Source organism: Halostagnicola bangensis (assembly GCF_054653435.1).
Genome location: NZ_BAAIGG010000002.1, coordinates 2,738,899 through 2,761,726, shown reverse-complemented (window position 1 = coordinate 2,761,726; position 22,828 = coordinate 2,738,899). Strand labels below are relative to the sequence as shown.

At 61.3% G+C, this 22,828-nt stretch carries 22 protein-coding genes, 1 tRNA gene and 1 pseudogene; 11 read left to right on the top strand and 13 right to left on the bottom strand.

The genetic code is table 11. The features are described from left to right. Positions 1 to 656: 656 nt before the first annotated feature. Positions 657 to 832 (bottom strand) — tRNA-Trp (locus ACYQ14_RS15535). A 45-nt stretch (positions 833 to 877) separates the two neighbouring features. Continuing rightward, entirely contained in the window at positions 878 to 1,774 is an 897-nt protein-coding gene (locus ACYQ14_RS15530; protein WP_459889294.1) for a DUF5794 domain-containing protein, read from the bottom strand. A gap of 505 nt (positions 1,775 to 2,279) precedes the next feature. Here ACYQ14_RS15530 and guaB point away from each other — a divergent pair. Next, positions 2,280 to 3,782, top strand: coding sequence for an IMP dehydrogenase (gene guaB, locus ACYQ14_RS15525; protein ID WP_459889293.1), 1,503 nt, complete (start codon positions 2,280 to 2,282; stop codon positions 3,780 to 3,782). A 120-nt stretch (positions 3,783 to 3,902) separates the two neighbouring features. Here guaB and ACYQ14_RS15520 read toward each other — a convergent pair whose 3' ends face one another. Both ACYQ14_RS15520 and ACYQ14_RS15515 read right to left on the bottom strand, forming a co-directional pair. Then, positions 3,903 to 4,382: a cupin domain-containing protein gene (locus ACYQ14_RS15520; protein ID WP_283835211.1), complete on the bottom strand. Its 480-nt coding sequence runs from the start codon at positions 4,380 to 4,382 to the stop codon at positions 3,903 to 3,905. Positions 4,383 to 4,509: 127 nt separating this feature from the next. Then, a pseudogene (locus ACYQ14_RS15515) lies at positions 4,510 to 6,019 on the bottom strand (aldehyde dehydrogenase family protein). A gap of 279 nt (positions 6,020 to 6,298) precedes the next feature. Here ACYQ14_RS15515 and ACYQ14_RS15510 point away from each other — a divergent pair. After that, positions 6,299 to 6,799: a hypothetical protein gene (locus ACYQ14_RS15510; RefSeq protein WP_459889292.1), complete on the top strand. Its 501-nt coding sequence runs from the start codon at positions 6,299 to 6,301 to the stop codon at positions 6,797 to 6,799. Positions 6,800 to 6,875: 76 nt separating this feature from the next. Here the strand turns inward: ACYQ14_RS15510 and ACYQ14_RS15505 are convergent, their stop codons facing one another. Further along, positions 6,876 to 8,627, bottom strand: a complete 1,752-nt coding sequence (locus tag ACYQ14_RS15505) for a YcaO-like family protein (protein WP_459889291.1) — start codon at positions 8,625 to 8,627, stop codon at positions 6,876 to 6,878. 168 nt (positions 8,628 to 8,795) lie between these two features. Further along, a complete protein-coding gene (locus tag ACYQ14_RS15500; RefSeq protein ID WP_459889290.1) occupies positions 8,796 to 8,984 on the bottom strand; it encodes a hypothetical protein in 189 nt (62 codons plus the stop codon). Positions 8,985 to 9,250: 266 nt separating this feature from the next. Between ACYQ14_RS15500 and ACYQ14_RS15495 the strand changes: the two genes are divergently transcribed. Both ACYQ14_RS15495 and ACYQ14_RS15490 read left to right on the top strand, forming a co-directional pair. Next, on the top strand, positions 9,251 to 9,430 hold the full coding sequence (locus ACYQ14_RS15495) for a protein translocase SEC61 complex subunit gamma (protein WP_283835206.1): 180 nt from the start codon (positions 9,251 to 9,253) through the stop codon (positions 9,428 to 9,430). Beyond that, positions 9,430 to 9,867, top strand: a complete 438-nt coding sequence (locus ACYQ14_RS15490; RefSeq protein WP_283835205.1) for a transcription elongation factor Spt5 — start codon at positions 9,430 to 9,432, stop codon at positions 9,865 to 9,867. The genes ACYQ14_RS15495 and ACYQ14_RS15490 overlap by 1 nt, the downstream gene beginning before the upstream one ends. A 546-nt stretch (positions 9,868 to 10,413) precedes the next feature. Here the strand turns inward: ACYQ14_RS15490 and ACYQ14_RS15485 are convergent. Beyond that, entirely contained in the window at positions 10,414 to 10,701 is a 288-nt protein-coding gene (locus ACYQ14_RS15485) for a DUF7565 family protein (protein ID WP_459889289.1), read from the bottom strand. A 114-nt stretch (positions 10,702 to 10,815) separates the two neighbouring features. Between ACYQ14_RS15485 and ACYQ14_RS15480 the strand changes: the two genes are divergently transcribed. Beyond that, on the top strand, positions 10,816 to 11,580 hold the full coding sequence (locus tag ACYQ14_RS15480; protein ID WP_459889288.1) for a PHP domain-containing protein: 765 nt from the start codon (positions 10,816 to 10,818) through the stop codon (positions 11,578 to 11,580). Positions 11,581 to 11,647: 67 nt separating this feature from the next. On the opposite strand, the gene ACYQ14_RS15475 is transcribed toward ACYQ14_RS15480, so the two are convergent. Genes ACYQ14_RS15475 through ACYQ14_RS15465 form a run of 3 tightly spaced genes read right to left on the bottom strand, consistent with a single transcriptional unit; the run spans position 11,648 to position 14,372 of the window. Further along, positions 11,648 to 12,106 carry a Mut7-C RNAse domain-containing protein gene (locus tag ACYQ14_RS15475; RefSeq protein ID WP_459889287.1) on the bottom strand — a complete coding sequence of 153 codons (459 nt, stop codon included), beginning with the start codon at positions 12,104 to 12,106 and terminating at the stop codon, positions 11,648 to 11,650. Positions 12,107 to 12,146: 40 nt separating this feature from the next. Next, on the bottom strand, positions 12,147 to 13,898 hold the full coding sequence (polX, locus tag ACYQ14_RS15470) for a DNA polymerase/3'-5' exonuclease PolX (RefSeq protein ID WP_459889286.1): 1,752 nt from the start codon (positions 13,896 to 13,898) through the stop codon (positions 12,147 to 12,149). Positions 13,899 to 13,931: 33 nt separating this feature from the next. Beyond that, positions 13,932 to 14,372 (bottom strand): DUF5788 family protein, encoded by a 441-nt coding sequence (locus tag ACYQ14_RS15465; RefSeq protein WP_283835201.1) that lies wholly within the window; start codon positions 14,370 to 14,372, stop codon positions 13,932 to 13,934. A 100-nt stretch (positions 14,373 to 14,472) separates the two neighbouring features. Here ACYQ14_RS15465 and ACYQ14_RS15460 point away from each other — a divergent pair, with 100 nt between their 5' ends. The 3 genes from ACYQ14_RS15460 (at position 14,473) to ACYQ14_RS15450 (ending at position 17,232) form a co-directional block, all read left to right on the top strand. Next, positions 14,473 to 15,456, top strand: a complete 984-nt coding sequence (locus ACYQ14_RS15460) for a rhomboid family intramembrane serine protease (RefSeq protein WP_459889285.1) — start codon at positions 14,473 to 14,475, stop codon at positions 15,454 to 15,456. Between the two features lie 73 nt (positions 15,457 to 15,529). Beyond that, positions 15,530 to 16,363, top strand: coding sequence for an endonuclease V (locus ACYQ14_RS15455; protein ID WP_459889284.1), 834 nt, complete (start codon positions 15,530 to 15,532; stop codon positions 16,361 to 16,363). Between the two features lie 209 nt (positions 16,364 to 16,572). Continuing rightward, positions 16,573 to 17,232, top strand: a complete 660-nt coding sequence (locus ACYQ14_RS15450; RefSeq protein ID WP_459889283.1) for an HAD family hydrolase — start codon at positions 16,573 to 16,575, stop codon at positions 17,230 to 17,232. Between the two features lie 16 nt (positions 17,233 to 17,248). On the opposite strand, the gene ACYQ14_RS15445 is transcribed toward ACYQ14_RS15450, so the two are convergent. The 3 genes from ACYQ14_RS15445 to ACYQ14_RS15435 form a co-directional block, all read right to left on the bottom strand. Then, on the bottom strand, positions 17,249 to 17,656 hold the full coding sequence (locus ACYQ14_RS15445; protein WP_459889282.1) for a DUF7993 family protein: 408 nt from the start codon (positions 17,654 to 17,656) through the stop codon (positions 17,249 to 17,251). A gap of 74 nt (positions 17,657 to 17,730) precedes the next feature. Further along, positions 17,731 to 18,189, bottom strand: a complete 459-nt coding sequence (locus ACYQ14_RS15440) for a DUF2240 family protein (protein ID WP_459889281.1) — start codon at positions 18,187 to 18,189, stop codon at positions 17,731 to 17,733. A gap of 124 nt (positions 18,190 to 18,313) precedes the next feature. Continuing rightward, positions 18,314 to 18,949, bottom strand: a complete 636-nt coding sequence (locus ACYQ14_RS15435) for a ribonuclease H (RefSeq protein ID WP_283835195.1) — start codon at positions 18,947 to 18,949, stop codon at positions 18,314 to 18,316. A 181-nt stretch (positions 18,950 to 19,130) separates the two neighbouring features. Between ACYQ14_RS15435 and ACYQ14_RS15430 the strand changes: the two genes are divergently transcribed. The 3 genes from ACYQ14_RS15430 to ACYQ14_RS15420 all read left to right on the top strand — a co-directional run bounded on the left by ACYQ14_RS15430 (position 19,131) and on the right by ACYQ14_RS15420 (position 22,823). Next, positions 19,131 to 20,699 (top strand): ABC transporter substrate-binding protein, encoded by a 1,569-nt coding sequence (locus tag ACYQ14_RS15430; RefSeq protein WP_459889280.1) that lies wholly within the window; start codon positions 19,131 to 19,133, stop codon positions 20,697 to 20,699. Positions 20,700 to 20,826: 127 nt separating this feature from the next. Beyond that, on the top strand, positions 20,827 to 21,816 hold the full coding sequence (locus tag ACYQ14_RS15425; RefSeq protein WP_283835193.1) for an ABC transporter permease: 990 nt from the start codon (positions 20,827 to 20,829) through the stop codon (positions 21,814 to 21,816). Beyond that, positions 21,813 to 22,823, top strand: coding sequence for an ABC transporter permease (locus tag ACYQ14_RS15420; protein ID WP_459889279.1), 1,011 nt, complete (start codon positions 21,813 to 21,815; stop codon positions 22,821 to 22,823). The genes ACYQ14_RS15425 and ACYQ14_RS15420 overlap by 4 nt, the downstream gene beginning before the upstream one ends. Positions 22,824 to 22,828: the final 5 nt, after the last annotated feature.

The following is a 22,828-nucleotide window of genomic DNA, read 5'->3' as shown; positions in this document are numbered from 1 at the left end:
GTAGCGTACACTGAGGAAAGACAGTTCGTGCGTATGGGAGATACAGCAGCGTCGTGCTCGTTTTGGAACCCAAGCGGGCCATTTGGGCCTTGTTTAGACGCAGCAGGAATCGGCTCTAACGCTTCGTTCTCAACGTGTGAATATGTACCGTGAGGTGCTCTCTACTGCGTTCTGCTCAGCCGAAATGACTCCCGGACCGCCCATTCGGGAGCGTCTAAACAAAGCCCATCCTCTATATTCAGCAGGCGGTTTTTGACAGCACCCAGGGAGATTAATCCTCTCTCTGTTACCTGCTTCGCCTGTACGTATCGCTCTACACACCTCACAGGAGTATCCTCATCAGTGCAGTCGAGATCAGCGGGAAGGGGTGCCGCGTGATAATCGTATACTTTCACTGAGCATCACTATTAGAATCACATCACGAAGACACCTATCGATAGCTAACGTAACGAAATCAAGATCAGAGCGCCTCTCGAGTATATAAACAAACTCGGGAAATGGGCCGCCTCTGTGGGTTACGGATCGGTCGGAAGGTGAGTGGGGTCGGAGGGATTGTGAACTACGCCGAGACGGACTCACTCCGTTCGCACGTCTCGTCTAGTTCAAATCCCGCCTCTTCTATACTCACCGCTCACGATGTTGTTCGCGGTGAGAAGTGGGGTCGGAGGGATTTGAACCCCCGATCTACTGATATCTCCGGTGCGCCTCGGAACTCCAGAGGGTCATCACACGGACACTGATCAGGTGTCCGATCAGTATATCAGTCTGGAGTGTCGTCCCGGGCGCCGTAGCCTCTGGAGTCAGCCGCCATGCCTGGCTTGGCCACGACCCCTCGAGCAATCATAGAGCGATCCTCCCTAAAGCCGTTACGATTCGATCACAACCAGGGGGCTCGGCCGGCGGTGTCCGTCGAGTCGTCGCCGGGGTAGGTGTCATCGTCGGACTCGGACGATTCGGGGACCTTGGGTTCGCTCGAGTCGGCCCGTTCTTCCTCGTTGCCGCCATCGGGTCGCGCATCGCTTCCGAGGGTCTCTCGAGCGGCTTCGCCGTCGAACTGGGGATCGATCGAGAGCACGGCGGCGACGATCAGGGCCGCAAGCGGCGCTTCGCCGAAGGCCATCCCGAGGAGCGAAAGCGGGAGGAGACCCAACGCGACGGCGCTTCCGAATCGGAATCGGTCGATGTCCATGTAGGTTCGGAGGTAGGGACCGCCGAGTGCGATCGAGAGCGCGAACAGGACGCCGACGGTGGCCGCCAGCGTCGCGTTGGCGATCAGCGACGGATCGGCGTCGAACACCAGCGCGGCGCCGCTCGGGTCAAGACTCGCGAGGAGTCCGAGCGCGATGATGATACCGGGGTTCGGGATGTACTCGCCGACGGTCGCACTCGCGGTGTGGGCCGCGATGGCCGCGATGACCAGCGCCGCGAAACGCTCGAAGATGACGATATTCAGCACGCTCTCGATCGTGGGCGCGAGCGCGGCCTGTATCGCGGCGAGGATAATCAGCGGGATGCCGACGACTAGCACGATGGCCGCCTGTTCTCGAGGCGACCCGTTCATCTCCGCGAGGATGACGGCGACGGTGGCGCTGCCGCCGAAGATCAGCAGTCCGACCTGAATCGCGCCGAGCGGGTCGTCGATCGCGCCAGCGAGGATCATCGCCGGAAAGACGCCGTCGATTAGCGGCAGTGCCATGACCAGCGCGAGAAGCTTCGCGTCGTCGCTGGCAAATCGCTCGAGGCTGAGCGCAACCGGGTGTTGTGACGTGCTCATCAATCAGGAACGATGGCCGTGACCCGGGGCCAGATGGGAGTGTAACCGGCGGTCCCGCCCAGACTGACTCGCGGCGAGCCAGTCATTCGAGCGTTTCTGGCCTGCTGTGAGTTTCGAAACCCCGAATGTAAACGGTGCGATGGAGAGAATACTCATCTGATCACCGGTTCGGGCCGTGGTGGAACTCACAGCGAACATACTCTACCGGAGTCCTGCATTATTAATAAACGTTGTGTGAGAACTGGTTACAGCACTCGGCGGATCGTCCGACAACAGTGTGCATTTCGTGACGGTAATGAACGACTGTCCTCATCCGGTTTGCATTCGTTAAATTCTGCCGTTGGTGAACTCGAGCCGATCCGTCTCGAATTTCGATTTTACTCGCGTCTCGAGCTAGCCTCGTATCAGCCGAGTCCGCTGACTGTCTCCGTGGTTGTCGTTCACGTTATACAGGGCTGAAAGTGCAACACGCAACGTTTTTGGCTCCCGATTCCGGACAGTTTACATGGCGAACGACGTTCCTGACCACGAGACCTATTCCTCGAAGCTCCAAGTACCGGAAGCGCTGACCTTCGACGACGTGCTCCTACGGCCAAAAGAGAGCCGCGTCGAACCCGACGATGCGGATCTGACGAGTCGCGTCTCGAAATCTGTCGATGTCTCCGTTCCGATTCTCTCTGCGGCGATGGACACTGTCACCGAGAGCGAGATGGCTGTTGCGATGGCTCGCCACGGCGGCCTGGGCGTGCTCCACCGAAACATGAATGTCGACCAGATGGTCGAAGCCATCAACCGCGTCAAAAGCGCCGACGAACTCATCATTCCGACCGACTCGGTCGTGACGGCCGATCCAGAAATGAGCGTCCGCGAGATCGACGAGATGATGGTCCACGAAGGCGTCGGCGGCGCGCCGGTCGTCAACACACGCGGCGAAGTGCTGGGTATCATCTCGAGTACGGACATTCGACCGCACCTCGAGGTCAACGAGGACGACCCCGTTACCGCGGCGATGACCGACGAAGTCATCACGGCACCGGAGGATATCGACGCGCGCGAAGCCTTCGATCTGATGTACGAACACAAGATCGAACGCGTTCCCGTCGTCGACGACGAGAACCTCCTCGTCGGATTAGTAACAATGCAGGGAATCCTCCAGCGCCGCGAGTACAACGAGGCCGTCCGCGACGACGACGGCCGACTCCGCTGTGGCGTCGCCGTCGGTCCGTTCGAAACCGAACGCGCCGCCGCGGCTGACGAAGCGGACGCGGACATCCTCTTCATCGACTGTGCGCACGCTCACAACCTGAACGTCATCGAAGGCGCTCGAGAAATCAAAGAATCCGTTGACGCCGATGTCGTCGTCGGCAACGTCGGTACGCGGGAGGCCGCCGAGGACCTCGTCGAGTTCGCCGACGGCATCAAGGTCGGCATCGGCCCAGGATCGATCTGTACGACTCGAGTCGTTTCCGGCTCGGGAATGCCACAGATCACCGCCGTCTCGCAGGTCGCAGACGTTGCGAGTCAACACGACGTTCCGGTGATCGCCGACGGCGGAATTCGATACTCCGGCGACGCGATCAAGTCGATCGCCGCCGGTGCCGACGCGGTGATGCTCGGGTCGTACTTTGCGGGGACCGAAGAGGCCCCCGGTCGAGTCGTAACGATGAACGGCAAGAAATACAAGCAGTACCGCGGCATGGGATCCGTCGGCGCGATGAAGTCGGGCGACGGCGACCGATACCTGAAAGACGAACCGCAGGACGAAGAGGAGTACGTCCCGGAAGGCGTCGAAGCGGCGACGCCATACAAGGGCACGCTCAAATCCGAGCTCCACCAGCTCGCGGGCGGCATGCAGTCGGGGATGGGATACGTCGGTGCCGGAACGATTCCCAAGTTCAAAGAGCGAAGCGAATTCGTCCGCGTCTCGGCGGCCGGACAGGCAGAGAGCCACGCCCACGATGTCGTGATCACGGACGAAGCGCCGAACTACTCGCCAGCTGACGAGTAGTCAATTCACCAAGTAGTACTGTCGAGCCCCATCGGGAGCAACGTGCTATGATTTCTGCAGTATCGGGAGCCCGTTCCGGCTTTCTGTTGTCGTTCATCTACTCGTTCGCTCGAGGCCTGCTCAAGCGACCGTAATCGAGTTCCCGCATTCCGTGCAGGTGAGGCGGAATCCGCCTTCGTCCGTGATCTCGAGCCCGTGTTTGGTTTCGGATTCACAGTCCTGACAGTAAATTACCGACTCGATATCCTCCCAGTTGTGGCTCGAATCGGGCGCGCCGAAGGCCCAGCCTACGACGGGTTCGTCGCCCTCGTTCGTTCCCTGCTGGAACTCTCCCGGGGCGAATCGAACGAGCTCGCCGGCCTCGACAGAAAATTGGCCGTTTTCGGTTTCAAACGTTGCCGTGCCCTCGAGGACGTAGAATACCTCTTCTTGATCGTGGTGGGTGTGGTAGCCGCCGGAAAATGACTCGCCCGTCTCGAGTTCGAAGTAGTTCATCGCGAAGTCGGTCGTCCCGAGCGCGTCCGACACCGGCCGTCGAACGGTTTGTGCCGCCATCGGGTTCGGCTGGTTGTCGACCGCCTCGATTGAGACTTTCTCCATCGTTCGAATAACGAACGGCTCCGCCTTGAAAATACTCGTCGCCCTCGAATCACGAATCGGCTCGAACGTGCCGTGTCCACGAGTGAGATCGGGAGCTCGTTCAGAGAGGTCCACTCGTGATGGCCGTTCAGTACTCTCGAGGTTCGTGCTGGACGGAGATCCAGCGCGTGGTGGTGAACTCGTCTGCAATCCACTGGTCGTTGTACCGGCCCATTCCGGAGGACTTGACGCCACCGAAGGGGGCCTGCGGATCGTCGTTGATCGGCTGGTCGTTGATGTGGACCATACCGGTTTCCATTTGCGCGGCGATATCTCGCGCTCGCGTGATATCCTTACTGTGAACCGAGCCTGACAGCCCCATCTCCGTGTCGTTTGCCAGTTCGATGGCTTCCTCGTCGCTCGAGAACGGAATCACGGGCGCGATAGGTCCGAAGTGCTCGTTGCAGGCCGCGGCCATCTCGTTGGTCACGTTCGAGAGGACCGTCGGCTCGACGTAGGGGAAGTCGTAGTCGCCGCCGGCTTCGACGACCGCGCCCGAGTCGACGGTTTCCTCGAGGTAAGCGGTCATCTCCTCGAACTGGGACTCGTTGATGATCGGTCCGACGATCGAGCCCTCCTCGAGGGGGTCGCCGACCGGGACGTGATCGGCGGCTTCGGCCAATCCCGCGACGTAGTCGTCGTAGACATCTTCGTGGACGAGGTGTCGGTTGATCGAGATACAGACCTGTCCCTGGTGGGTGAACGAGCCGAAGGCCCCCGCCTCGATAGCCAGCTCGAGATCGGCGTCGTCGGTGACGATGTGGGCGTTGTTCCCGCCCAGTTCCAGCGCCGGGAAGTGGAAGTTCTTGACCGCGTTGGTCGCGACGCGGCGGCCGATTTCGGTCGAACCGGTAAACGAGATCACGTCCGGGACCTCGTGACCCGAGAAGTGATCGCCGATATCGTCGCCGTAGCCCGTGACGACGTTGAGGACGCCGTCCGGAAGTCCCGCCATCTCGAACACTCGAGCGAGCAGTAATCCGCCGGTGACGGGCGTGTGTTCGTCCGGCTTCAGGACGACGCTATTGCCGAGTGCCAGCGCGGGCGCGACGGCCCGAATCGAGAGGACCGTCGGGAAATTCCACGGCGTGATCACTCCGACGACGCCGACCGGCTCCTCGACGACGATGTTTTCCTTCCCGGGTACCGTCGACTCCGAGCGCTCGCCTCGGTTGCGAAGCGCCATGCCGGCCGCGTGGGAGGCCACGCCGACGGCGGCTCCGCCTTCGAATTCCCCCCTTCGCTCGTACCCCGCCGCCCTCGATCGCGACCAGGTGGACGAACTCCTCCATGTGTTCCTCGAGTAAGTGTGCGGCCGTCGAAACGATCTGTGCGCGCTCTTGGGGCGGCGTGTCGGCCCACTCCCCTTGTGAGTCCTCGGCGACTTCGAAGGCCTCGTCGAGGTCGTCGATCGTTCCACACGGAACCTCACCGACCGCGCTCTGGGTCGCCGGCGCGTTCACTCGGATGGTTTCACGATCACCCGGTGGTCGCCACTCGCCGCCGATGTACTGTGCGTTCCATCCTGTTTCCGGAGCGATGTTCACGTCGTCTATGCTTCCGTACTGGTCGTTCGGTTGGGTGGTAATATCTCCCATGACAGTATACAACACTTTAAATTATATTACATTTTTGGTCCGGCGATGCAGACTCAATTTTCGAGGCTGGGAGTATCCGCGCCGAGTGGACGATGTTATCTTCGGATCCGGCTCTCCGTCTCTTACGGTCAATTCGAGAACGTCTCTGCGTCCCTTGAGGAGGAGAGGACCCGGAGTATGGTTGCGAGTGCGGCGTAGAAGCGAGTCGACGATACCGAGGTGAACGAGCGGTTGATTCGAAAAGTAATACATACAACGATCCAGCACCGAGGCTCGGATGTGAATCGCCGTACTGTACTTCGATCCGGTGCCGTGCTCGCGACCGTCGGGATAGCGGGCTGTATCGACGGCGTTCAAGAGCACTTTCAGGGGGAGATTCAAAGTCCGGTTCCGATCGAAATATTCAACGAAAGCGACCAAACCCACAACATTCGACTCGAGGCGATCGAGCGCGGAACCGACCGCGGGACGTACGATCAGGGGTACTCCGTCACGCCCGGGGAACGCGTGAGCGCGCCGTCGCTCGATGGGTTCGACCAGAGTTTCCGCGTGATGCGAATCGATCAGTCGGGGGACGAAGATTGGGTCGAAGTCGGGACCGTTACGGACGAGACGCAGCTCATCCAGATAACGATCTACGACGACGATCTCGAACTCGAGATATCCACCGACGAGGAAGACGAGCCGGCACTCGACGGCAACGAATCCGAAGGGGACGAGCTTGAGGACAACGAAACCGAGGAGTTCGACGAAGAGGAGTGGCCGTCCGAAGAAGAGTGAGTTGCGGACTGGCTCTATCGAAAACCGATTGACGCGCGACTCGTCTCGGATCCGGCGTTGCTTTTTCGACGATTTCTCAGGGGTAGGGATGGTACTCCCGCTCGAGATCCGGCTCGAAGCCGAGTTCATCCGGAACTGCAGTCGCACGGTCGCCGAAGTAGGGCTCACCGGTGAAAAGCGGCTGTGCACCAGGAACGACAACTCTCACCGCTTCGAAGCCGAGGTCCTCGACGTCGCGTGTCGTCAACCGAGCCGCGTACGGCGTCAGTCCGGCCTCGTTCGTCCGGGAAACGAGTTCCTCGAGGCCGTCGGCTCCGGTGGGAACCGGGTCCGGACCCACGCTCTCGGCGGGAATCGTCCGCTCGACGTCGACGAACTCCTGTACCGGTTCGGGGAACGAGGCGTAGTGGCCGATCTGGCCCGTTGCAGTATCCGCGTCCTCCGGGCCGATTCCCCGAAGTTCCATCCAGTTCTGTAACGCCTCGGACAGCGCCGACCGGGCGGCGGCCGTTCCGTCGAGGGCCGCCGCAGAGCCTGCGGCAAAGTGCGGCCAGTCGTTCTTGTTGCGAGCGCCCGCGCCGTCGCGGTGGACGGCGACGGCGACGACGGGAACATCGACGTCCTGAGTTACCAGCAACGCGGTCACTGAAAGTCCCTCGCTCTGTGCTCTCCGGGAGAGGGCGTCGTACGTTTCGTCCTCGACGGCGAGCCCGAGGGGTTCGTACGTCGAGTACCACGAGAGCATCGTCGCGTCCCGCTCGAGGACTTCCGTCAGCCCTGAACGCAGGGCGTCGACGGTCGAGGAACCGAGCCCGAGGCCGGTCGTGATCGCCGGAACGAGGCGGTCGCCGGGCTGGGGGAACTGAACCGCGGCGGCGGGAAGCTGTGCGGACTCGCCGGTCTCGAGGTTCGCGCCCTCGACCCAACGACATTCGGTCGACGAATCGAACGACGGCGCGTCGTCGGGCCGAACGAGTTCGAGCGGCGAGACCGGATTCTCGAGTTCGTCCTCGCTCGCGTGGCGAAACTCCTCGTCGCGGTAGACGCCAGCGCAGTACCGCTCGAGCCCCTCGCCGACGGCTTTCATGAGCGCCGCGTTCCAGTCCTCGTCGACGCCCGCCGCCTGCTTCGACGCGGATGCGTCGCTGAACGACTCGGTCTCCGCGAGCGTCGTGAGGTAGTACGGAGCCGGGAACGACTCGACTTCGCCGATCGAAAGCACCGGCCCCAGCCGGGAGTCGATCGCGATCTCGGCGCGGTCGGCCGCCTGCTCGAGGTCGAGCGAGTCGTCGTCCTCGAGGTCGAGCGTTCGGTTTCGCTCGGAGCTATGACAGCCACAGGTCGGAACCGGGAGGTAGTGTCGTCTGGCGTAGGGGAGCTCTCGAACGTGGCCGATGATTGATCGCTCTCCCTCGGAGAACACTCGAACGCACTCTCGACCGGCGATCGCACCGGCGAGCCGTGCTTCGCTTCGATCCGCGCTCGGTTGCTCCGGCGGTTCGTCGGTATCTCGCGTCGAGGCAACTCGGGTGCTGAGGCAGTTGAAACACCCCGTTCCCGGGGCGTAGCCGGACACCGCGGCGTCGACTTCCTCGATGGGATGGCCGCCGACGCCGCCGATTTCGACGGCGATCCACGGCGTATCTCCCGCTCGAGTCGCGTTGGTCGCCTGCTCGAAGGTGTTCGAACCGGCGACATCGCTGACGATCGCGAACCGGGCCTCGTCCAGTGCTGTCGGGTCGGCGTCTCGTGTGGTAACGTCGATGTCGGATAGCGCGGCGTCAATAGCCGCTCGAACCGGGTCATCGGCGACGACGTGGACCTGCATACCCGAACGGTCGGAGGCCGGGGGCAAAAGAATCCCGCTCGCGGGTCCGAACCGTTCGCTGGTTCGCGCTGTGCGGGAGACATTCGCCGTCGAAATCGGTGGCGGCCCGCGAATTCCGTCCGACTTTCCGGCACTGCACCGAGCGAAATCCAGTTTCGCGGGACGAGCTTACTCCTCGGATTCTTCCTTCTCGAGTCCCTCCTCGTTCTCCGATCGCGGCGCGTTCTGAGTCCCGAGGTTGTCATCGCCGTCGTCGACCTCGTCCGGGTCCCGATCGATTCGCTCGAGTTCGTCTTCGATCTCAGCTTCTCGTTCGGCCTCGTACTCGTCCTTTCGATCTGTGTCGTCTTCTGCCATACCGACGGTTGGGATGCCAGCCGGATGATCGACGTGCCGTCATCTGCAACGTCGAGTGAGTCGATTCTCATACTGTCGGCAGTATCGGACGGTGCGTCTCGCTATCGAACTCGCCTTCGCCTGATCTCCGTCCCCAGGGAGGATCAGTGGTCCTCCCGAGCAAAACGGTTCGATAGCGAGACGGTAACTGCTTCGTGAGTACACTCGAGTGAACCAAACCGGACACGAAAGACAGATAAAAGGGCGCGCACTGTGAATACACATATATGGACGTTCCGTACGATCTCACCTCGTACGTCAGGGTGTTGAAAATGGCAACGACACCGACGACGAACGAGTTCCTGCAGGTCTCGAAGATCGCCGGAGCCGGAATCCTCTTCGTCGGATTCATCGGCTTCATCATCGGCGCAATCATGCTGCTCCTGACTGGATCAGGTGGCGTCTAATGGCGATCTACGCAGTCAAAACCACCGCGAGTCAAGAACGCACCGTCGCGGACATGATCATCAACCGCGAGGAGCCGGATATCCACGCCGCGCTCGCGCCCGACTCGTTGACCTCCTACGTTATGGTCGAGGCGGACGACAACGCGGTGCTCAATCGTGTCCTCGAGGATATTCCACACGCCCGGAGCATCGTGCCGGGCAAATCCGATATCTCGGAAGTCGAGCACTTCCTCTCGCCGAAACCGGATGTCGAAGGGATCGCGGAGGGAGACATCGTCGAACTCATCGCAGGACCGTTCAAGGGCGAGAAGGCACAGGTTCAGCGTATCGACGAAGGCAAGGATCAGGTGACCGTCGAACTGTACGAGGCGACGGTTCCGATTCCGGTGACGGTTCGGGGCGACCAGATTCGTGTGCTCGATTCCGACGAGCGGTAGCGAGTCGGTTTACTCGGCGTGAACGCAGTGAACGGCGAGGTCGTTTTGTACTAAATTTTGCGAGGAGCGGTGACCGAACGGAGTGAGGGAACCCGACGACGTAAAATTTAGCCGTGTGACGGTTCGGGGCGACCAGATTCGTGTGCTCGATTCCGACGAGCGGTAGCGAGTCGGTTTGCTCGGTGCGAGGCCCGAACGGAGAGAGGGCCTCGAGTAGCGAGCGGGGAGGAACGACCCGCGAGCCGGGGCGAGCGGTGACCGAACGGAGTGAGGGCCTCGAGTAGTGAGCGGGGAGGAACGACCCGCGAGCCGGGGCGAGCGATGATCGAACGGAGTGAGGTCGGAGCGAGTGCCGAGGAAGTTTTATACTAACTTTTGCGAGGAGTGGTTGCCGACGCGAAGCGGGGCCATCCGACGACGTGAAATGCAGGGTAGTCTCTCCCGAAAGTGGGCCTGTAGCACAAATTGGGCAACTGCCAGCGGTCTGGAACTCGGTTTCGATTCGAGGCTATCGCGCTCGGTACTTGCCTGCGTTACCGATGTTTTTCATCGTTTCAACTCGTTCGCGATGAGTTCCATATCCGCGACGGACTCGATTTCCTCGAGCAGGTCCTCGCGTTCTCGAACGTCCTCTGAACTGGCGCTGTAGGCTCTGACGTACTCGGCGCGGCTGTGGTCGGTAAAGACGTGGCGGATCGAGAGGTATCCGTCCGGAACGATCGTTCCGCATACTTTACACTCACGACGTTCGTGTTCGGTCGCCTGATGAATAATTGCTTGTTCGACCTCCTCGAAGACGTCTCCACAGCCATCGATTCCACAATCCCAGACCATTGGTACCTGTGAGACAACGACACCTAAAGGTCTTTTCGACCGTTCGGGTCATCGACACATTGGTGGGATTGACGAATCAGAATCCATAACTTCCCTGTCTCGAAACTGGCGGACGTGACTGCCGGAGCCGAGTTTCGAGTTGATTGCCACGTTAAAGTGCTCGACAGAGACGTCGTTGCGAACGCTCGAGAAGCGGGACTCGATGCCATCGTGTATGCACCGCATTTCACTCGGCTCCCCGAGATCCGACGCCGAGCCGAAACCCACTCGAGCGACGACTTGCTCGTCATCCCCGCTCGAGAAGTGTTCACCGGCTCGTGGCGCGAGCGCAAACACGTCCTCGCGCTCGGGCTGTCCGAGCCCGTTCCCGATTTCATTTCGCTCGAGGCGGCGATAGCGGAGTTCGAGCGTCAGGATGCGACGGTGCTTGCACCCCATCCCGAGTTCGCGAACGTGGGCCTCACGGAGGAGGATATCCGGGCGTACGACGATGTCATCGACGCCGTCGAAATATACAATCCGAAGCATCTTCCCTCGACGAATCGGCGAGCGCTCGAGATTGCGGATCTCACTTCCATACCGCCGTTTACGTCCTCCTATGCCCACGTACCGAGCACGGTCGGTGTCGCGTACACGGCCTTCGAGGACGACCTCGAGTCGGAAGCCGACGTTCTCGATGCGCTCGAGAACGGCGCCAGTAGACGGATCGTTCACGCGGACGGACTCGAGAAGTGGAAGACGACGGCGACGGAACTTGCCCACCTCGGCTACGAAAACACCTGGAAGAAAGTCGAGCGACTGTTTCTCTCCGGCCAGGAGCCGACGCACGCGAATCACATCGCCTATGACGGTCGGTTTGAAGACGACTCCGTATACTGAGTGCTCGAGCCGCCGTTCCTCCCAGCGCCGTTTCTCCCTTTCGCCGCCGTTGTTCGCCCTGGATCGTTCAATCGATTTCCGAGAGTGTTGATCGCACGTCGTCCCAGTGGCTTCCTTTCCAGAAGTACTGTCCACACGCTCGACACCGCCATATCGGTCGCGTTCCGTCCGGAACGTATTCGGGTACCTCGCTCGCCAACTCTTCCGAAGGCGGTTGTACACGCACGAGACTCCCGTTGCATCGTCCACACCGTACCGGTTCTTCTGCGAGCGTTAGATCGACGCCCGCCGCGGCGAGTTCTTCTAGCTGGCCCTCGACTATTCGAGAGGTGAGCAGGATCGAACCCTCGGCTCGCTCGGAGAGGGCCACATCTCGAGTGACCAGTGCCCTGCCCTCCGAATCTGCAACTCGCCGAAGTTCGTCGTCCTCCTCGAGATCCCTCTCGCCGGCGTAGGCCGTATCGTAGCCGCACATTCGAAGGTACGAGACGATTCCGCCGCACATTAGGTCGACGAGAAAGCGCATTGAATCGAGTTTAGACGCGATTATTTCGGTTTCTGTACACTCAGTGCAGCAACTCCCGGAGCTCCTCGAGCTCCCACGTGTTAATTACGTCCGCTGGTTCCGCCCAGCCGCGACGGGCCGTGTGGACGCCCCAGCGAACGTACTCGAGCGTCGCCGGCTGGTGGGCGTCGGTGTTGATCGCGATCGTCGCGCCCTCCTCGAGTGCGGCCTGGACGGCACTTCCCCAGAGGTCGAGCCGACGCAGGTCGCTGTTGACCTCGAGCGCGGTGTCGTGTTCGGCGGCCGCGGCCCCGAGCGCCGTCGCGTCGATCGCGAGCCCTTCGCGCTGGTTGAGCAGGCGGCCGCTGGGATGCCCGATCACGTCAATCGCGGGGTTTTCGATGGCTCGGAGGAGTCGTTCCGCGGCGTCTTCGGAGTCCTGATCGAGCGCGCTGTGGGGTGAGGCGACGATCACGTCGAGTGCGTCGATAACCTCGTCACCGAGGCCGATCTTGCCGTCAGCGTCGATGTTAGCTTCGATCCCGGCGAGCACCTCGATATCGACCGCGGCATCAACCTCCCGAATCGCCTCGATCTGCTCGAGGATCTCCGTATCGGAGAGGCCCATCCCGCCGACGACGCCCGGTCCGTCAGCGTGATCCGCGACGGCGTAGTAGTCGTAGCCCCGTTTCTCGGCGGCGTCGACCATCTCCTCGATCGTGTTGTTGCCGTCGGACCACTCGGTGTGGGTGTGTAAGTCGCCTCGAATGTCGTCTCGAGTGATCAGCTCCGGAAGTTCGCCGGCGTCCGCGGCGTCGATTTCGCCCCGATCCTCGCGGAGCTCCGGCGGGATCCAGGGTAAGCCGAGCGCTTCGTACATCCCTTCCTCTGTCTCGCCCGCGACGCGGTCGCCGACGCGCTGACCGCCATCTGGATCGTCGATCTCGCTTATGTCGAACGCGCCGTACTCGTTTAGCTTCATGTCGCGTTCTATCGCGTAGTTCCGGAGCCGTACGTTGTGATCCTTGCTCCCGGTGAAGTACTGTAGCGCCGAGCCGAATTCCTCGGGGACGACGACGCGGAGATCGACGCGAACGTCGCCGACCCGCGCGCTCGCCTTCGCGGGGCCGGACTCAATTTCGTCGTCGATCGAGTCCCACTCGAGGAAGGACTCAACCGCCTCTTGTCCCGACTCCGTGGCCGCGAGCGCATCGACATCGCCGATCGTCTCCCGCCACCGGCGGATCGAGCCAGCGACTTCGACTTCGGAGATCACGTCGATGGACTCGAGGTACTCGAGCACGTCGTCCGCGAGCGGCCTCGCCTCGCCCAGCAGTTGCCGTTCGCCGATCGTCCGCGCGAACTCGACGTTCTCGAGGATATTTTGCTCCGTCTTCGGGCCGAATCCTTTGACCTCCTGAATCTCGCCCGCCTCGGCGGCGGCCTCGAGGTCGTCGAGATCCTGAATCTCGAGTTCGCGATAGAGCGAGCCGACCGTCTTGGGTCCGACGCCTTCGACGCGGGTCAGCGCGGCCATGTCGACGGGGAGTTCATCGCGCAGGTCCTCGAGCTCCTCGATCTCGCCCGTCTCGACGTACTCGACGATCTTCGAGGAGATGGCGTCTCCAACGCCGTCGATGTTCTCGACGGCCTCCTCGTTGCCGGCCTCGAGCTGGTCGGCGATGGGCGAGGGGTGGGCCAGGATGTTCTCTGCGGCGCGGCGATACGCTCTCGGTTTGTACTCGACGTCGTCGGCCTCGAGTAGGTTCGCGAACTCCTCGAAGCGGGCGGCGAGTTCGGCGTTGGTCGTCATCTCGTCCGCCTCCGATTGTCGGCGCTCAGCATACTATCTGCCACCTCGTGAAGTCGCAGTATCTTCTCGGCCGAGGGCCTTCTGCAGGAACGACATCCAGCGTTTGGTGTCTGCGGCTTGCTTGGTCTGTTGCTCGCGCTCGATGTCTGTCGACCCCAGGTTCTCGAGGGCGTTCAACGCGCGGTCGATGCCGACGACGCTCCGGGCGAGTTCCTCGCCAGTTTCGCGGCTGATGTCGTCCTCCTCGATCCGTTCGATTCGCTCGAGGCGTTCGCGTCGCAGGTTTTTCTTCGCTCGCTCGACGCGCTCGCGCTCGCCGGCGGGCACCGTCTCCCGGCGCTTGATCTCGAAGACGAACGTCTGGAGGTCGATCTCCTCGCCCTGGACGGCGATCGTCTCCGGGATGTCCGCGCCGACGGTCGCGCCTTCGCGCCCGACGCGCTCGAGGAGCTGTTTTCGCTCGTACTCTTGCACGGGTTCGTGTTCGGCCGTAACCAGCAAAAAGGAATCGGGGCGTGGCACGAGCCCGCCGAAACCCCAAATCCCTTAGCCGTGCCACGCATACCCCCGGTCAATGGCCAAGTGCGACGTGTGTGGGAAACAAGAGAGCATGCCCTACGAGTGTCGCCACTGCGGGGGGACCCACTGCGGTGAGCACCGCTTACCGGAGAACCACAACTGCTCAGGCTTACACGACTGGAACGATCCGAAGGGCGTCTTCAACAGCGGGTTCGACGACAGCGTGAACTCGAGCGAGGAGACGTCGGCGAAGGCGAAGATTGCCTCGAAACTTCCGTTCGATACGGGGCCGGGCGGGCCGCTGGGGTACTTCCGAGGAAACGTAACGTACACAATTTTGCTGTTGATGTGGATCACGTTCTTGCTCCAGCAGGTGGCGAGACTGTTGCTTGCACCCGTCGGTTCGCTCGGAATGTTTCAAGGTTCGGCATATCTCACCTACCGCTCGATATTTGCTCTCACGCCACAGAATCCCGAGTACGTCTGGACGTGGGTAACATCTATTTTCGCCCACGGCGGGCTGATGCATATCGCCTTTAACAGCATCGTGATTTTCTTCTTCGGGCCGCTCCTGAGTCGGTACGTTAGTGACCGGAACTTCTGGTTGCTGTTCCTCGGAAGCGGGATATTGGCCGGGCTCTCCCAGGTATTCATACAGATGACCGAAGGCGCGCTCGCACCCTGGGAGGGCGGCGTTCTCGGCGCATCTGGGGGTGCACTTGCCATCCTCGGCGTTATCACGATTCTGAACCCCAACCTCAAGGTGTACTTCATGTTCTTCATCCCGATGCCGCTCTGGGTGCTGACAGGCGGGTTCGCCGTGATCAGTCTGCTGCTGGTCGGCGGCGGCATGGGAGGGGCCCTCGGGATTGCTCACGCGGCCCACCTCGTTGGTTTGCTGGTCGGCTTCGCCTACGGGGAGTATATCAAACGAACGAAGAACATCCGGACACCGAACCAGTTACAACTCGGCGGTGGCGGCGGGCCGGGTGGACCGGGCGGACCTGGCGGCCCAGGACGCGGACGCGGTCCGTTCTGAGCAGTAGCCGTTGTTCCCGCGATCAGTTCTCAAATCCCGACACTCATTTTCGCTCGCCGAGTACGAAACGCCAATGACCCAGCTCTCGAGACCCGACCTCCTCCCCGACGCCTCGCTTTCGACCGAGGACATGGAGTCCCTCCAGCGGGAGATCGCCAGCAGTGCGGTGTTCGAGGACGATATCGATATCGGATCGGCACCCGGAGGCGAAACCGAAACCGGCGGTGGCTCGGAATTCGATCCGGCAATGCTCTCGAACCCGCTTCAAGCCGCCTCGAGCGACACCGAGCCGCCGATCGTCGCGGGTGTCGATCAATCCTTTCTCCTCGAGAACGAACCCGAACGAGCGCTGAGTGCCGTCGTCGCGATGCAAGGCGGCGAAGTGATCGAACGGGTTCACGCGGTGACGCCGCTCGAGATTCCCTACATCCCCGGATTGTTGGCCTTCCGCGAAGGCGCGCCGATTCTGGACGCCATCGAGGAGCTATCGGTCGAACCCGATCTCTTCCTGTTCGACGGGAGCGGTCGCATCCACTTCCGGCAGGCGGGCATCGCGACCCACATCGGGGTGCTCCTTGACGCCCCGGCCATCGGCGTCGCGAAGAGCCTCCTCTGTGGCGAGCCCGCGGATGATCTCGAAAACCTCCCCGCCGGAACCAGGGTGCCGATCGAATCGAATTCGCGAGTCGACGTTGCCGACGGAACCCTGCTCGGGTACGCCGTCCAGACCAAGCAGTACGAGTCCTCGAGTCGGTACGTGAATCCGCTGTACGTCAGCCCCGGTCACCGCGTCGGCCCCGAAACGGCCGCCGACGTCGTGCTGGAACTGAGTTCGGGGTACAAACTCCCGGAGCCGGTTCGGCTGGCGGATAGCTACGCGGATGAAGCGAAAACGATCGATGGTTGAGTCCCCATCCGCTAATTTTGCGGGCGGTTCGTTCTGTTCAGAGATTCGAGAAAATCATCCGGATCTCGCCGCTCGGAAGCCGCTATTTCGTCGAGTTTCGGCGCTACTTGAAACCTGCCAATTCAACTCCGGTGGGACGTTCCACCGCTCGTCGAGTCACGTATTGTAAAAAAGGTACCTTCAAACCCGTTGGGTTCGTTCCATTGATCATGGTAGAGGCGATCGTCTTCGATCTCGACGAAACACTCGCCGTTCCGGACCGGGATCGGGAGACGATTCTCGAGGACGTCACGGCCGCGGCTGGGACGCCATCGATCAGCCGCGAGGCGTATCTCGACGCGCACAGCCAGAACCTCACGAAGCACACTCGAGAGCCGATCTTCGCCGATCTGCTGGCTGGCCGAGAGACGGACGCCGACGCCGAAGCGCTAGCCGTCGCGTACCGGGAGACGATCGCGGATTCGCTCTCGCCGATCCCCGGCGTTGAACCCCTCCTCGAGGACCTCAAAGCGGCCTACAGCGTCGGCTTGCTCACGAACGGTCCCGTTCGCGCCCAGCGAGATAAACTCGAAACCCTGGGCTGGGAGAACACGTTCGACGCCGCGCTGGTCACGGGTGAACTCGAGGCAGGAAAACCCGATCCGCGAGCGTTCGAGGCTATTCTGTCGGAACTCGCCGTCGAGGCCGGAGATGCGGTCTACGTCGGCGACAACATCGAGGCCGATATCGCCGGCGCGACAAACGCGGGAATGAACGCGATTCAGGTCTTAAAATCCGACGGACCCGCACCGGACGACAGAGCGCTCGCTCACCTCAAGCAGGATTCGATCGCGAATGAGTTGCCGACCGTCCTCGAGACGCTCGAGTGAGTGCGTACAGCTCTCGTTACGAAGCTTCGTCCTCGAGCGCTCGGCTCGCGGCGTCGAAGACGTCCGAGGCTCGTTTGACTTCGCCGCCGTCCTCGACGAACACGAGCGTCTTCGGGGGTGTCGTCGCTTTCGGTCGAACCCTGAGTCCCGACGATTCGGCGACCGCTGCGGCGCGGTCCTGTCCCCGTTCGAACTCGACGTGTGCTCGGTCGTCGTGGATGAAAACGCGAGCGAAGCGCGTCGTTTCCCCGGATTCTCCCTCTCGTTCGACGTCGTACGCTCGAGCGCCGTCGGCCGTCGGCTCGACGTCCGCGTCGGCGTTGACGACCGCGAGGTGCTCGAGGTGGCCGTCCTCGCGCCCGTCGAGTTCGCTCGAGAGGAGTTCGGCGATCCGCCGACCGTCCGTGATCCGTTTCTCGACCATGCCTGAGGTTGCCGACGGACGGGTTAACCGTCTTCGATCGGAGAAAAGGCGGTTGCTAACGGCGTCTTCCGACCTCAGTCGCCGTCGGAGCTGGTCAGCGCGTTCCTGGCGACGGGAACGAGTTCGGAGACGTCGATCCCCTCCCGACGGGCGTAGACGACCGCCGCGGCCTCGATCGTAATGCCGAGTTCTTGCTGGAGGGTATTGATCGCGCCGACCGCTTCGTGTTTCTCGGTTCCTTCCGCGACGAGCGCGTCGAGCACTCGCTCGAAGGCGGATCGCTCCGTGAGGATATCCTCGTCCGGCACGAACTCGTCGGGAATCGATACCGTCGCGGGATCGAACGTCAGCTCGAGGTCGTTTCCGTCGCGCACGAGGAGGTCCTCCTGGGTCGCGACGTCGATCAGTCGCTTGGCCTGATCGGGGGAGAACCAGTCCCGATCCAGCGAGAGCGAAACGACGAACTCGTTCTCCCGAAGTTGGGCACTGCCGTCCTGGACGAACGGCGCGGCAACGGCGACACGAAGACTCATCGAACTGGACTCTTCGAAGCGAGGAAATAACGATGGCGGTTCGCATCGAGCCAGTCGGCACTGGACTCGCCCGGGCGAACAGGGCGGCTCCTTCAGATTACACCCGTTTTGACCGACAGCTTGCTCAATCCGAGGCTCGACCGCTGCCGTTTCGGTTGGCTCGAGACGGTGGGGGAACCTTCGAAACGGCCGTTTCCGGCGGATCGGGAAGGACACACCGATCGAGTTCCCGGTTGACGTGTTCGTACTGTGTCGGTTCGTTCGCGAGCGGATGTGCGGGATTCTGGTTGCTATCGATTCGTGCCGCGCGAATCTCCGCGAACCCGTTCACTCGAGCCTGGATGCCGCGCCAGTGATACTCGGTTTCGGGCGGGACCGAAAACGGTCGCGGCGGTTTTCGGTCGGGATGGTTCGTCGCCAGGATTGCGTTATTGACGTTGCTGGCGAGTGAATCGTGATCGATGAGAACGCCGACGCTCGCATTGGGGGGAGCCCGTTCGGCGAGTACGTCGAGTCCGAGATGTAACGCCCGATACTCGGCGACGTTGTTGTCGGGCGGGGCATCCGTTGTCGCGATGCGTGCGACGCGAGTGCCGTCTCTGGTTTCGATCACTGCACCGAGCCCACCACCTGTTTTCCGGAACGAACCGTCAGTCGCGACGTAGAAGTCGCGATGATGGGTCCGCGGTGGATGTGCGATGTGCGGGGTCGGTGACTCGTCGAACAAGTCCCGCAGTGCGGGGCGGCCGTGGGCGGCCATACCATCAGTTGGTCCTGTAGGTAACTTAAACTTTTGCCAGGAATCTGGCTGTGAAAGTTCAACAAAACAACGTCAGTTACTGTTCTTTAGTAACCAAATACGTACAACACGGCTCTATCTCCGTAATTCTACGGATTGACTACCAATATTTATAAATATCTGCCCTCTCTCTACAGAGAATATGACGGGTGCTAACGAACATACTGTCGATCGGCGGCAGGTCTTAGAGCTTACGGGAATAGCGGCAGCAACGACCGGTCTCGGTGCAATTGCGGGGTGCTTAGACGATCCAACGGGGGACGGCGACATCGACGAACTGGTCATCACGCAAGGGGAGTTCATCGAGAACACGGATCCGAACGACCACAACGCGACGCCGTACTACAACGTCTTCGACCAGGTCTACGAACCCTGTTTCAACGTCACGCGAGACGGCGAGATCGAAGGTCGGGTCGTCACCGACTGGGAACACCCCGAAGACGGAGTCGTCGAGCTCACGATCAGAGACGACGTCGTCTTCCACAACGGCGACGATCTGACCGCGAGCGACGTCGCGTACACGATCAATCGGCAGGTAGACGAAGAGGTCGGGTTCGGGAGCGATCAGGTCGCCGGCATGACCGCTATCGACGGGGCTGAAGCCGAAGACGACGAGACGGTTCTCGTCGAACACTCGGCCGCGGAATCGCTCGTCGAATACCAGCTCGCGAACTTCACTCGAGCCGTCAACGAGGACTGGGTAGAATCGTTCGACGAGCAGCCGATAACGGAACCCGAGATGAACGGGACGGGTCCGTACGAACTCGAGGAGTACGAAGCCGAAGTCGAGGCGGTCTTTACGCGCTTTGACGATTACTGGGGAGACGAGCCCGCGTTCGAAACAGTTCGAATGAACGCAGAAAGCACCTCGAGCGGACGCGTCGGCGGCCTGCGGGCCGGTGAAAGTGATCTCGTCGTCAACGTCCCGCCGACGGATGTCCAGACGATCGACGACGAGGACGGCGTGATGATCGAAGAAGAAGTCAGTTTCCGCAACATCTTCCTCGTGATGAAAAACGAGGTCGAACCGTTCGACAGTCAGGAGTTCCGACAGGCGATGAATTACGCCGTCGACAACGAGGGGATCATCAGCAACAACCTCGGTGGCTTCGGAGAGCCGATGACCCAACCGATTCCGGAGGGCCTGTTCGGCTATAACGAGGACCTCGAGCCCTACTCACAGGATCAGGACGAAGCCGAGTCCCTGATCGAGGATAGCGGCTACGCGGGCGAGGAGATCACGCTCTATTCGATGGACGGCCGGTATCTCAACGATTCGGACGTCGCAGAGACCGCGGCGGACCAGATCGATCAACTGGATAACGTCGACTGTAACTTCGAAAACGTCCCCTTCGATACGATTGCGGATGCCGCGGCGGAAGGACCCGATTACGAGGAGTACCCGTTCTTCCTGATCGGCTGGGGCAACCCGACCGGTGACGCTGACTACGGCCTCGCGCCGTGGTTCACGAGCGAGGGCGGGCAGTTCAACTTCAGCGACGAGGAAATCGAAGACCGAATCCTCGAGAGCCAGGAAGAAAACGACGAGGAAGAACGCGAACAGATGCTCCAAGACATCAACGCGGACCTCCGCGAGGAAGCGCCGTGGGTGTTCCTCCACCTCGAGGAGAGTATTTACGGCATCAACGAGGACCTCGAGTGGGATCCACGTTCAGACGAGAGCATTTACGTGGACGAGATGGATCAGTAACGGCCCACCGATCTACGGACTGAGGCGAAGTGGCTTCGACGGATCACGAATCGATCCCGTCCGCGGATAATCAGGTCAAGAACGAAACCCTATTACCACTCGCCAAACACTTCAATCATAAATTTCGATGTCCTTTGGAAAGTTCCTGATAAAACGTATCTTGCAGGGGATCGTCGTCGTGTGGGGGGTCGTGACGATCACCTTCGCCCTTCGAGCGGTTTCTCCCGGCGACCCGGTGAACCTGATCGTCGACGACGCGGCATCCCAGGAATTCCGCGAGCGGGTCAGGGAGGATCTCGGGCTGAACGAACCGATATACGTCCAGTATCTCGAGTATCTACAGGGGATTCTGGTCGGTGATCTCGGCTACTCATACCAATCGAGCCGCGAAGTGACCACGCTGGTCATCGAACGGGTTCCGGCGACCCTCGAGCTAGCCATCGCGGCGACGGTCGTCGCCATGATCATCGCGATTCCGCTGGGCGTTATCAGCGGGACGAGGCGAAACGAACCCGCGGACTACGGCGCGACGCTCTTCTCGCTCGTCGGGATCAGCACGCCGAACTTCTGGCTCGGAATCATGTTGATCCTGGTGCTTGGGGTGCAGTTCGGGCTGTTCCCGACCAGTCACCGGCCGGTCGGGTTCGTCGAAGCGATGCGGATGCTCGTGACCTACGGCTACGTCGGCGATCTCCTCACGTGGCTCCACCACATCACGTTACCCGCGATCGCGCTCGGAACGTACTTTACGGCGTTGATCACCCGACTCACGCGGAGCGGGATGATCGACGAACTCGGGAAGCCGTACGTTACGGCGACCGAGGCGAAGGGACTTCCCGGCGTGTTGATTCGGTACAAACACGTGCTCCGAAACACGATGATCCCGATCATCACCGTACTCGGCCTGCAACTCGGCACGCTGATCGGCGGTGCGGTCGTTACCGAGGAGGTGTTCTCGTGGCCCGGGCTCGGGTTGCGCCTCATCGGCGGGATCCGCTCGCTCGACTGGCCGCTGATCCAGGGTATCCTGATCTTTATCGGGGTTAGTTTCGTGCTCATCAACATCGTCGTCGACTCGCTGTACGCGTATCTCAACCCACAGGTGACGGACGAATGATTTCAGATCGCCTCAAATCCAGTCTCAAAACGGAGTTCCGTCAGAGTTTCTTGGCGAAGGTCGGACTCGCGATTGCTATCCTCATCATTTTGATGGCGCTGTTCGCGCCGGTTCTCGCGACGCACAACCCCCACACGACGGGCCACTTCGACGAGGAGGGGAACTCGTACCCACCGTGGGGAACGACCGACACCTCGCACACGTGGGACGACAGCGACGGGGAACGCGACCGCGTCTCCTACACGGTCGAGCCAAGCGGTGATCACTACCTCGGCACGAACCAGATCGGGCAGGATACGTTCTCGAGGGCGCTGTTCGGCGCTCGAATCTCCCTGCTCGTCGGGTTGATCGGGACGGGGTTAGCCGCGGCGTTCGGCGTCCCGTTCGGACTCGTTTCCGGCTACTACGGCGGGCGGATCGACGACTCGATGATGCGCATCGCGGATATGATGCTCGCGTTTCCGTCGCTCGTCTTCGCCGTCGCCCTCATCGGCGTCTTCGGCCAGAGCGTTCAGCGAATTCCCGATCCGATCGTCAGAGCGGGGTTCGCCGATGGCATGCCGACATCGATCGCTTTACCCGGGACGGTGACTATCGTCGTCGCGCTCGTCACCTGGGTCTGGTTCGCCCGCGTTGCACGCGGTGAGGCTCTCTCTTTGCGAAACGAGGAGTACGTCAAAGCCGCCAAGAGTATGGGTGCGAGCAACAGAACGATCCTGCTCAGACACATCCTTCCGAACAGCCTCACACCCGTGATCGTGCTCGCGACGATCCAGGTCGCCGCGATCATCCTGCTCGAGAGCTCGCTTTCCTATCTCGGGTTCTCAGGAACAACGCTTTCGTGGGGGTACGAGATTCAGCAGGGCCAAGACCACCTCGCGACGAGTTGGTGGATCGCGACGATTCCGGGTATCGGAATTTTGCTCGCGGTGGTTAGCATTAATCTGCTCGGCGACTGGCTTCGAGATGCGCTCGATCCGAACATCAGCGGCGAAGGGGGTGCCTAATAGCT

What these genes read in the sequence shown, in the direction of transcription:
- ACYQ14_RS15530 (WP_459889294.1), bottom strand. Translation starts at nt 1,774, where the DNA reads ATGAGCACGTCACAACACCCGGTTGCGCTCAGCCTCGAGCGATTTGCC.
- guaB (WP_459889293.1), top strand. Translation starts at nt 2,280, where the DNA reads ATGGCGAACGACGTTCCTGACCACGAGACCTATTCCTCGAAGCTCCAA.
- ACYQ14_RS15520 (WP_283835211.1), bottom strand. Translation starts at nt 4,382, where the DNA reads ATGGAGAAAGTCTCAATCGAGGCGGTCGACAACCAGCCGAACCCGATG.
- ACYQ14_RS15505 (WP_459889291.1), bottom strand. Translation starts at nt 8,627, where the DNA reads ATGCAGGTCCACGTCGTCGCCGATGACCCGGTTCGAGCGGCTATTGAC.
- ACYQ14_RS15500 (WP_459889290.1), bottom strand. Translation starts at nt 8,984, where the DNA reads ATGGCAGAAGACGACACAGATCGAAAGGACGAGTACGAGGCCGAACGA.
- ACYQ14_RS15495 (WP_283835206.1), top strand. Translation starts at nt 9,251, where the DNA reads ATGGACGTTCCGTACGATCTCACCTCGTACGTCAGGGTGTTGAAAATG.
- ACYQ14_RS15490 (WP_283835205.1), top strand. Translation starts at nt 9,430, where the DNA reads ATGGCGATCTACGCAGTCAAAACCACCGCGAGTCAAGAACGCACCGTC.
- ACYQ14_RS15485 (WP_459889289.1), bottom strand. Translation starts at nt 10,701, where the DNA reads ATGGTCTGGGATTGTGGAATCGATGGCTGTGGAGACGTCTTCGAGGAG.
- ACYQ14_RS15475 (WP_459889287.1), bottom strand. Translation starts at nt 12,106, where the DNA reads ATGCGCTTTCTCGTCGACCTAATGTGCGGCGGAATCGTCTCGTACCTT.
- polX (WP_459889286.1), bottom strand. Translation starts at nt 13,898, where the DNA reads ATGACGACCAACGCCGAACTCGCCGCCCGCTTCGAGGAGTTCGCGAAC.
- ACYQ14_RS15460 (WP_459889285.1), top strand. Translation starts at nt 14,473, where the DNA reads ATGGCCAAGTGCGACGTGTGTGGGAAACAAGAGAGCATGCCCTACGAG.
- ACYQ14_RS15455 (WP_459889284.1), top strand. Translation starts at nt 15,530, where the DNA reads ATGACCCAGCTCTCGAGACCCGACCTCCTCCCCGACGCCTCGCTTTCG.
- ACYQ14_RS15450 (WP_459889283.1), top strand. Translation starts at nt 16,573, where the DNA reads ATGGTAGAGGCGATCGTCTTCGATCTCGACGAAACACTCGCCGTTCCG.
- ACYQ14_RS15445 (WP_459889282.1), bottom strand. Translation starts at nt 17,656, where the DNA reads ATGGTCGAGAAACGGATCACGGACGGTCGGCGGATCGCCGAACTCCTC.
- ACYQ14_RS15440 (WP_459889281.1), bottom strand. Translation starts at nt 18,189, where the DNA reads ATGAGTCTTCGTGTCGCCGTTGCCGCGCCGTTCGTCCAGGACGGCAGT.
- ACYQ14_RS15435 (WP_283835195.1), bottom strand. Translation starts at nt 18,949, where the DNA reads ATGGCCGCCCACGGCCGCCCCGCACTGCGGGACTTGTTCGACGAGTCA.
- ACYQ14_RS15430 (WP_459889280.1), top strand. Translation starts at nt 19,131, where the DNA reads ATGACGGGTGCTAACGAACATACTGTCGATCGGCGGCAGGTCTTAGAG.
- ACYQ14_RS15425 (WP_283835193.1), top strand. Translation starts at nt 20,827, where the DNA reads ATGTCCTTTGGAAAGTTCCTGATAAAACGTATCTTGCAGGGGATCGTC.
- ACYQ14_RS15420 (WP_459889279.1), top strand. Translation starts at nt 21,813, where the DNA reads ATGATTTCAGATCGCCTCAAATCCAGTCTCAAAACGGAGTTCCGTCAG.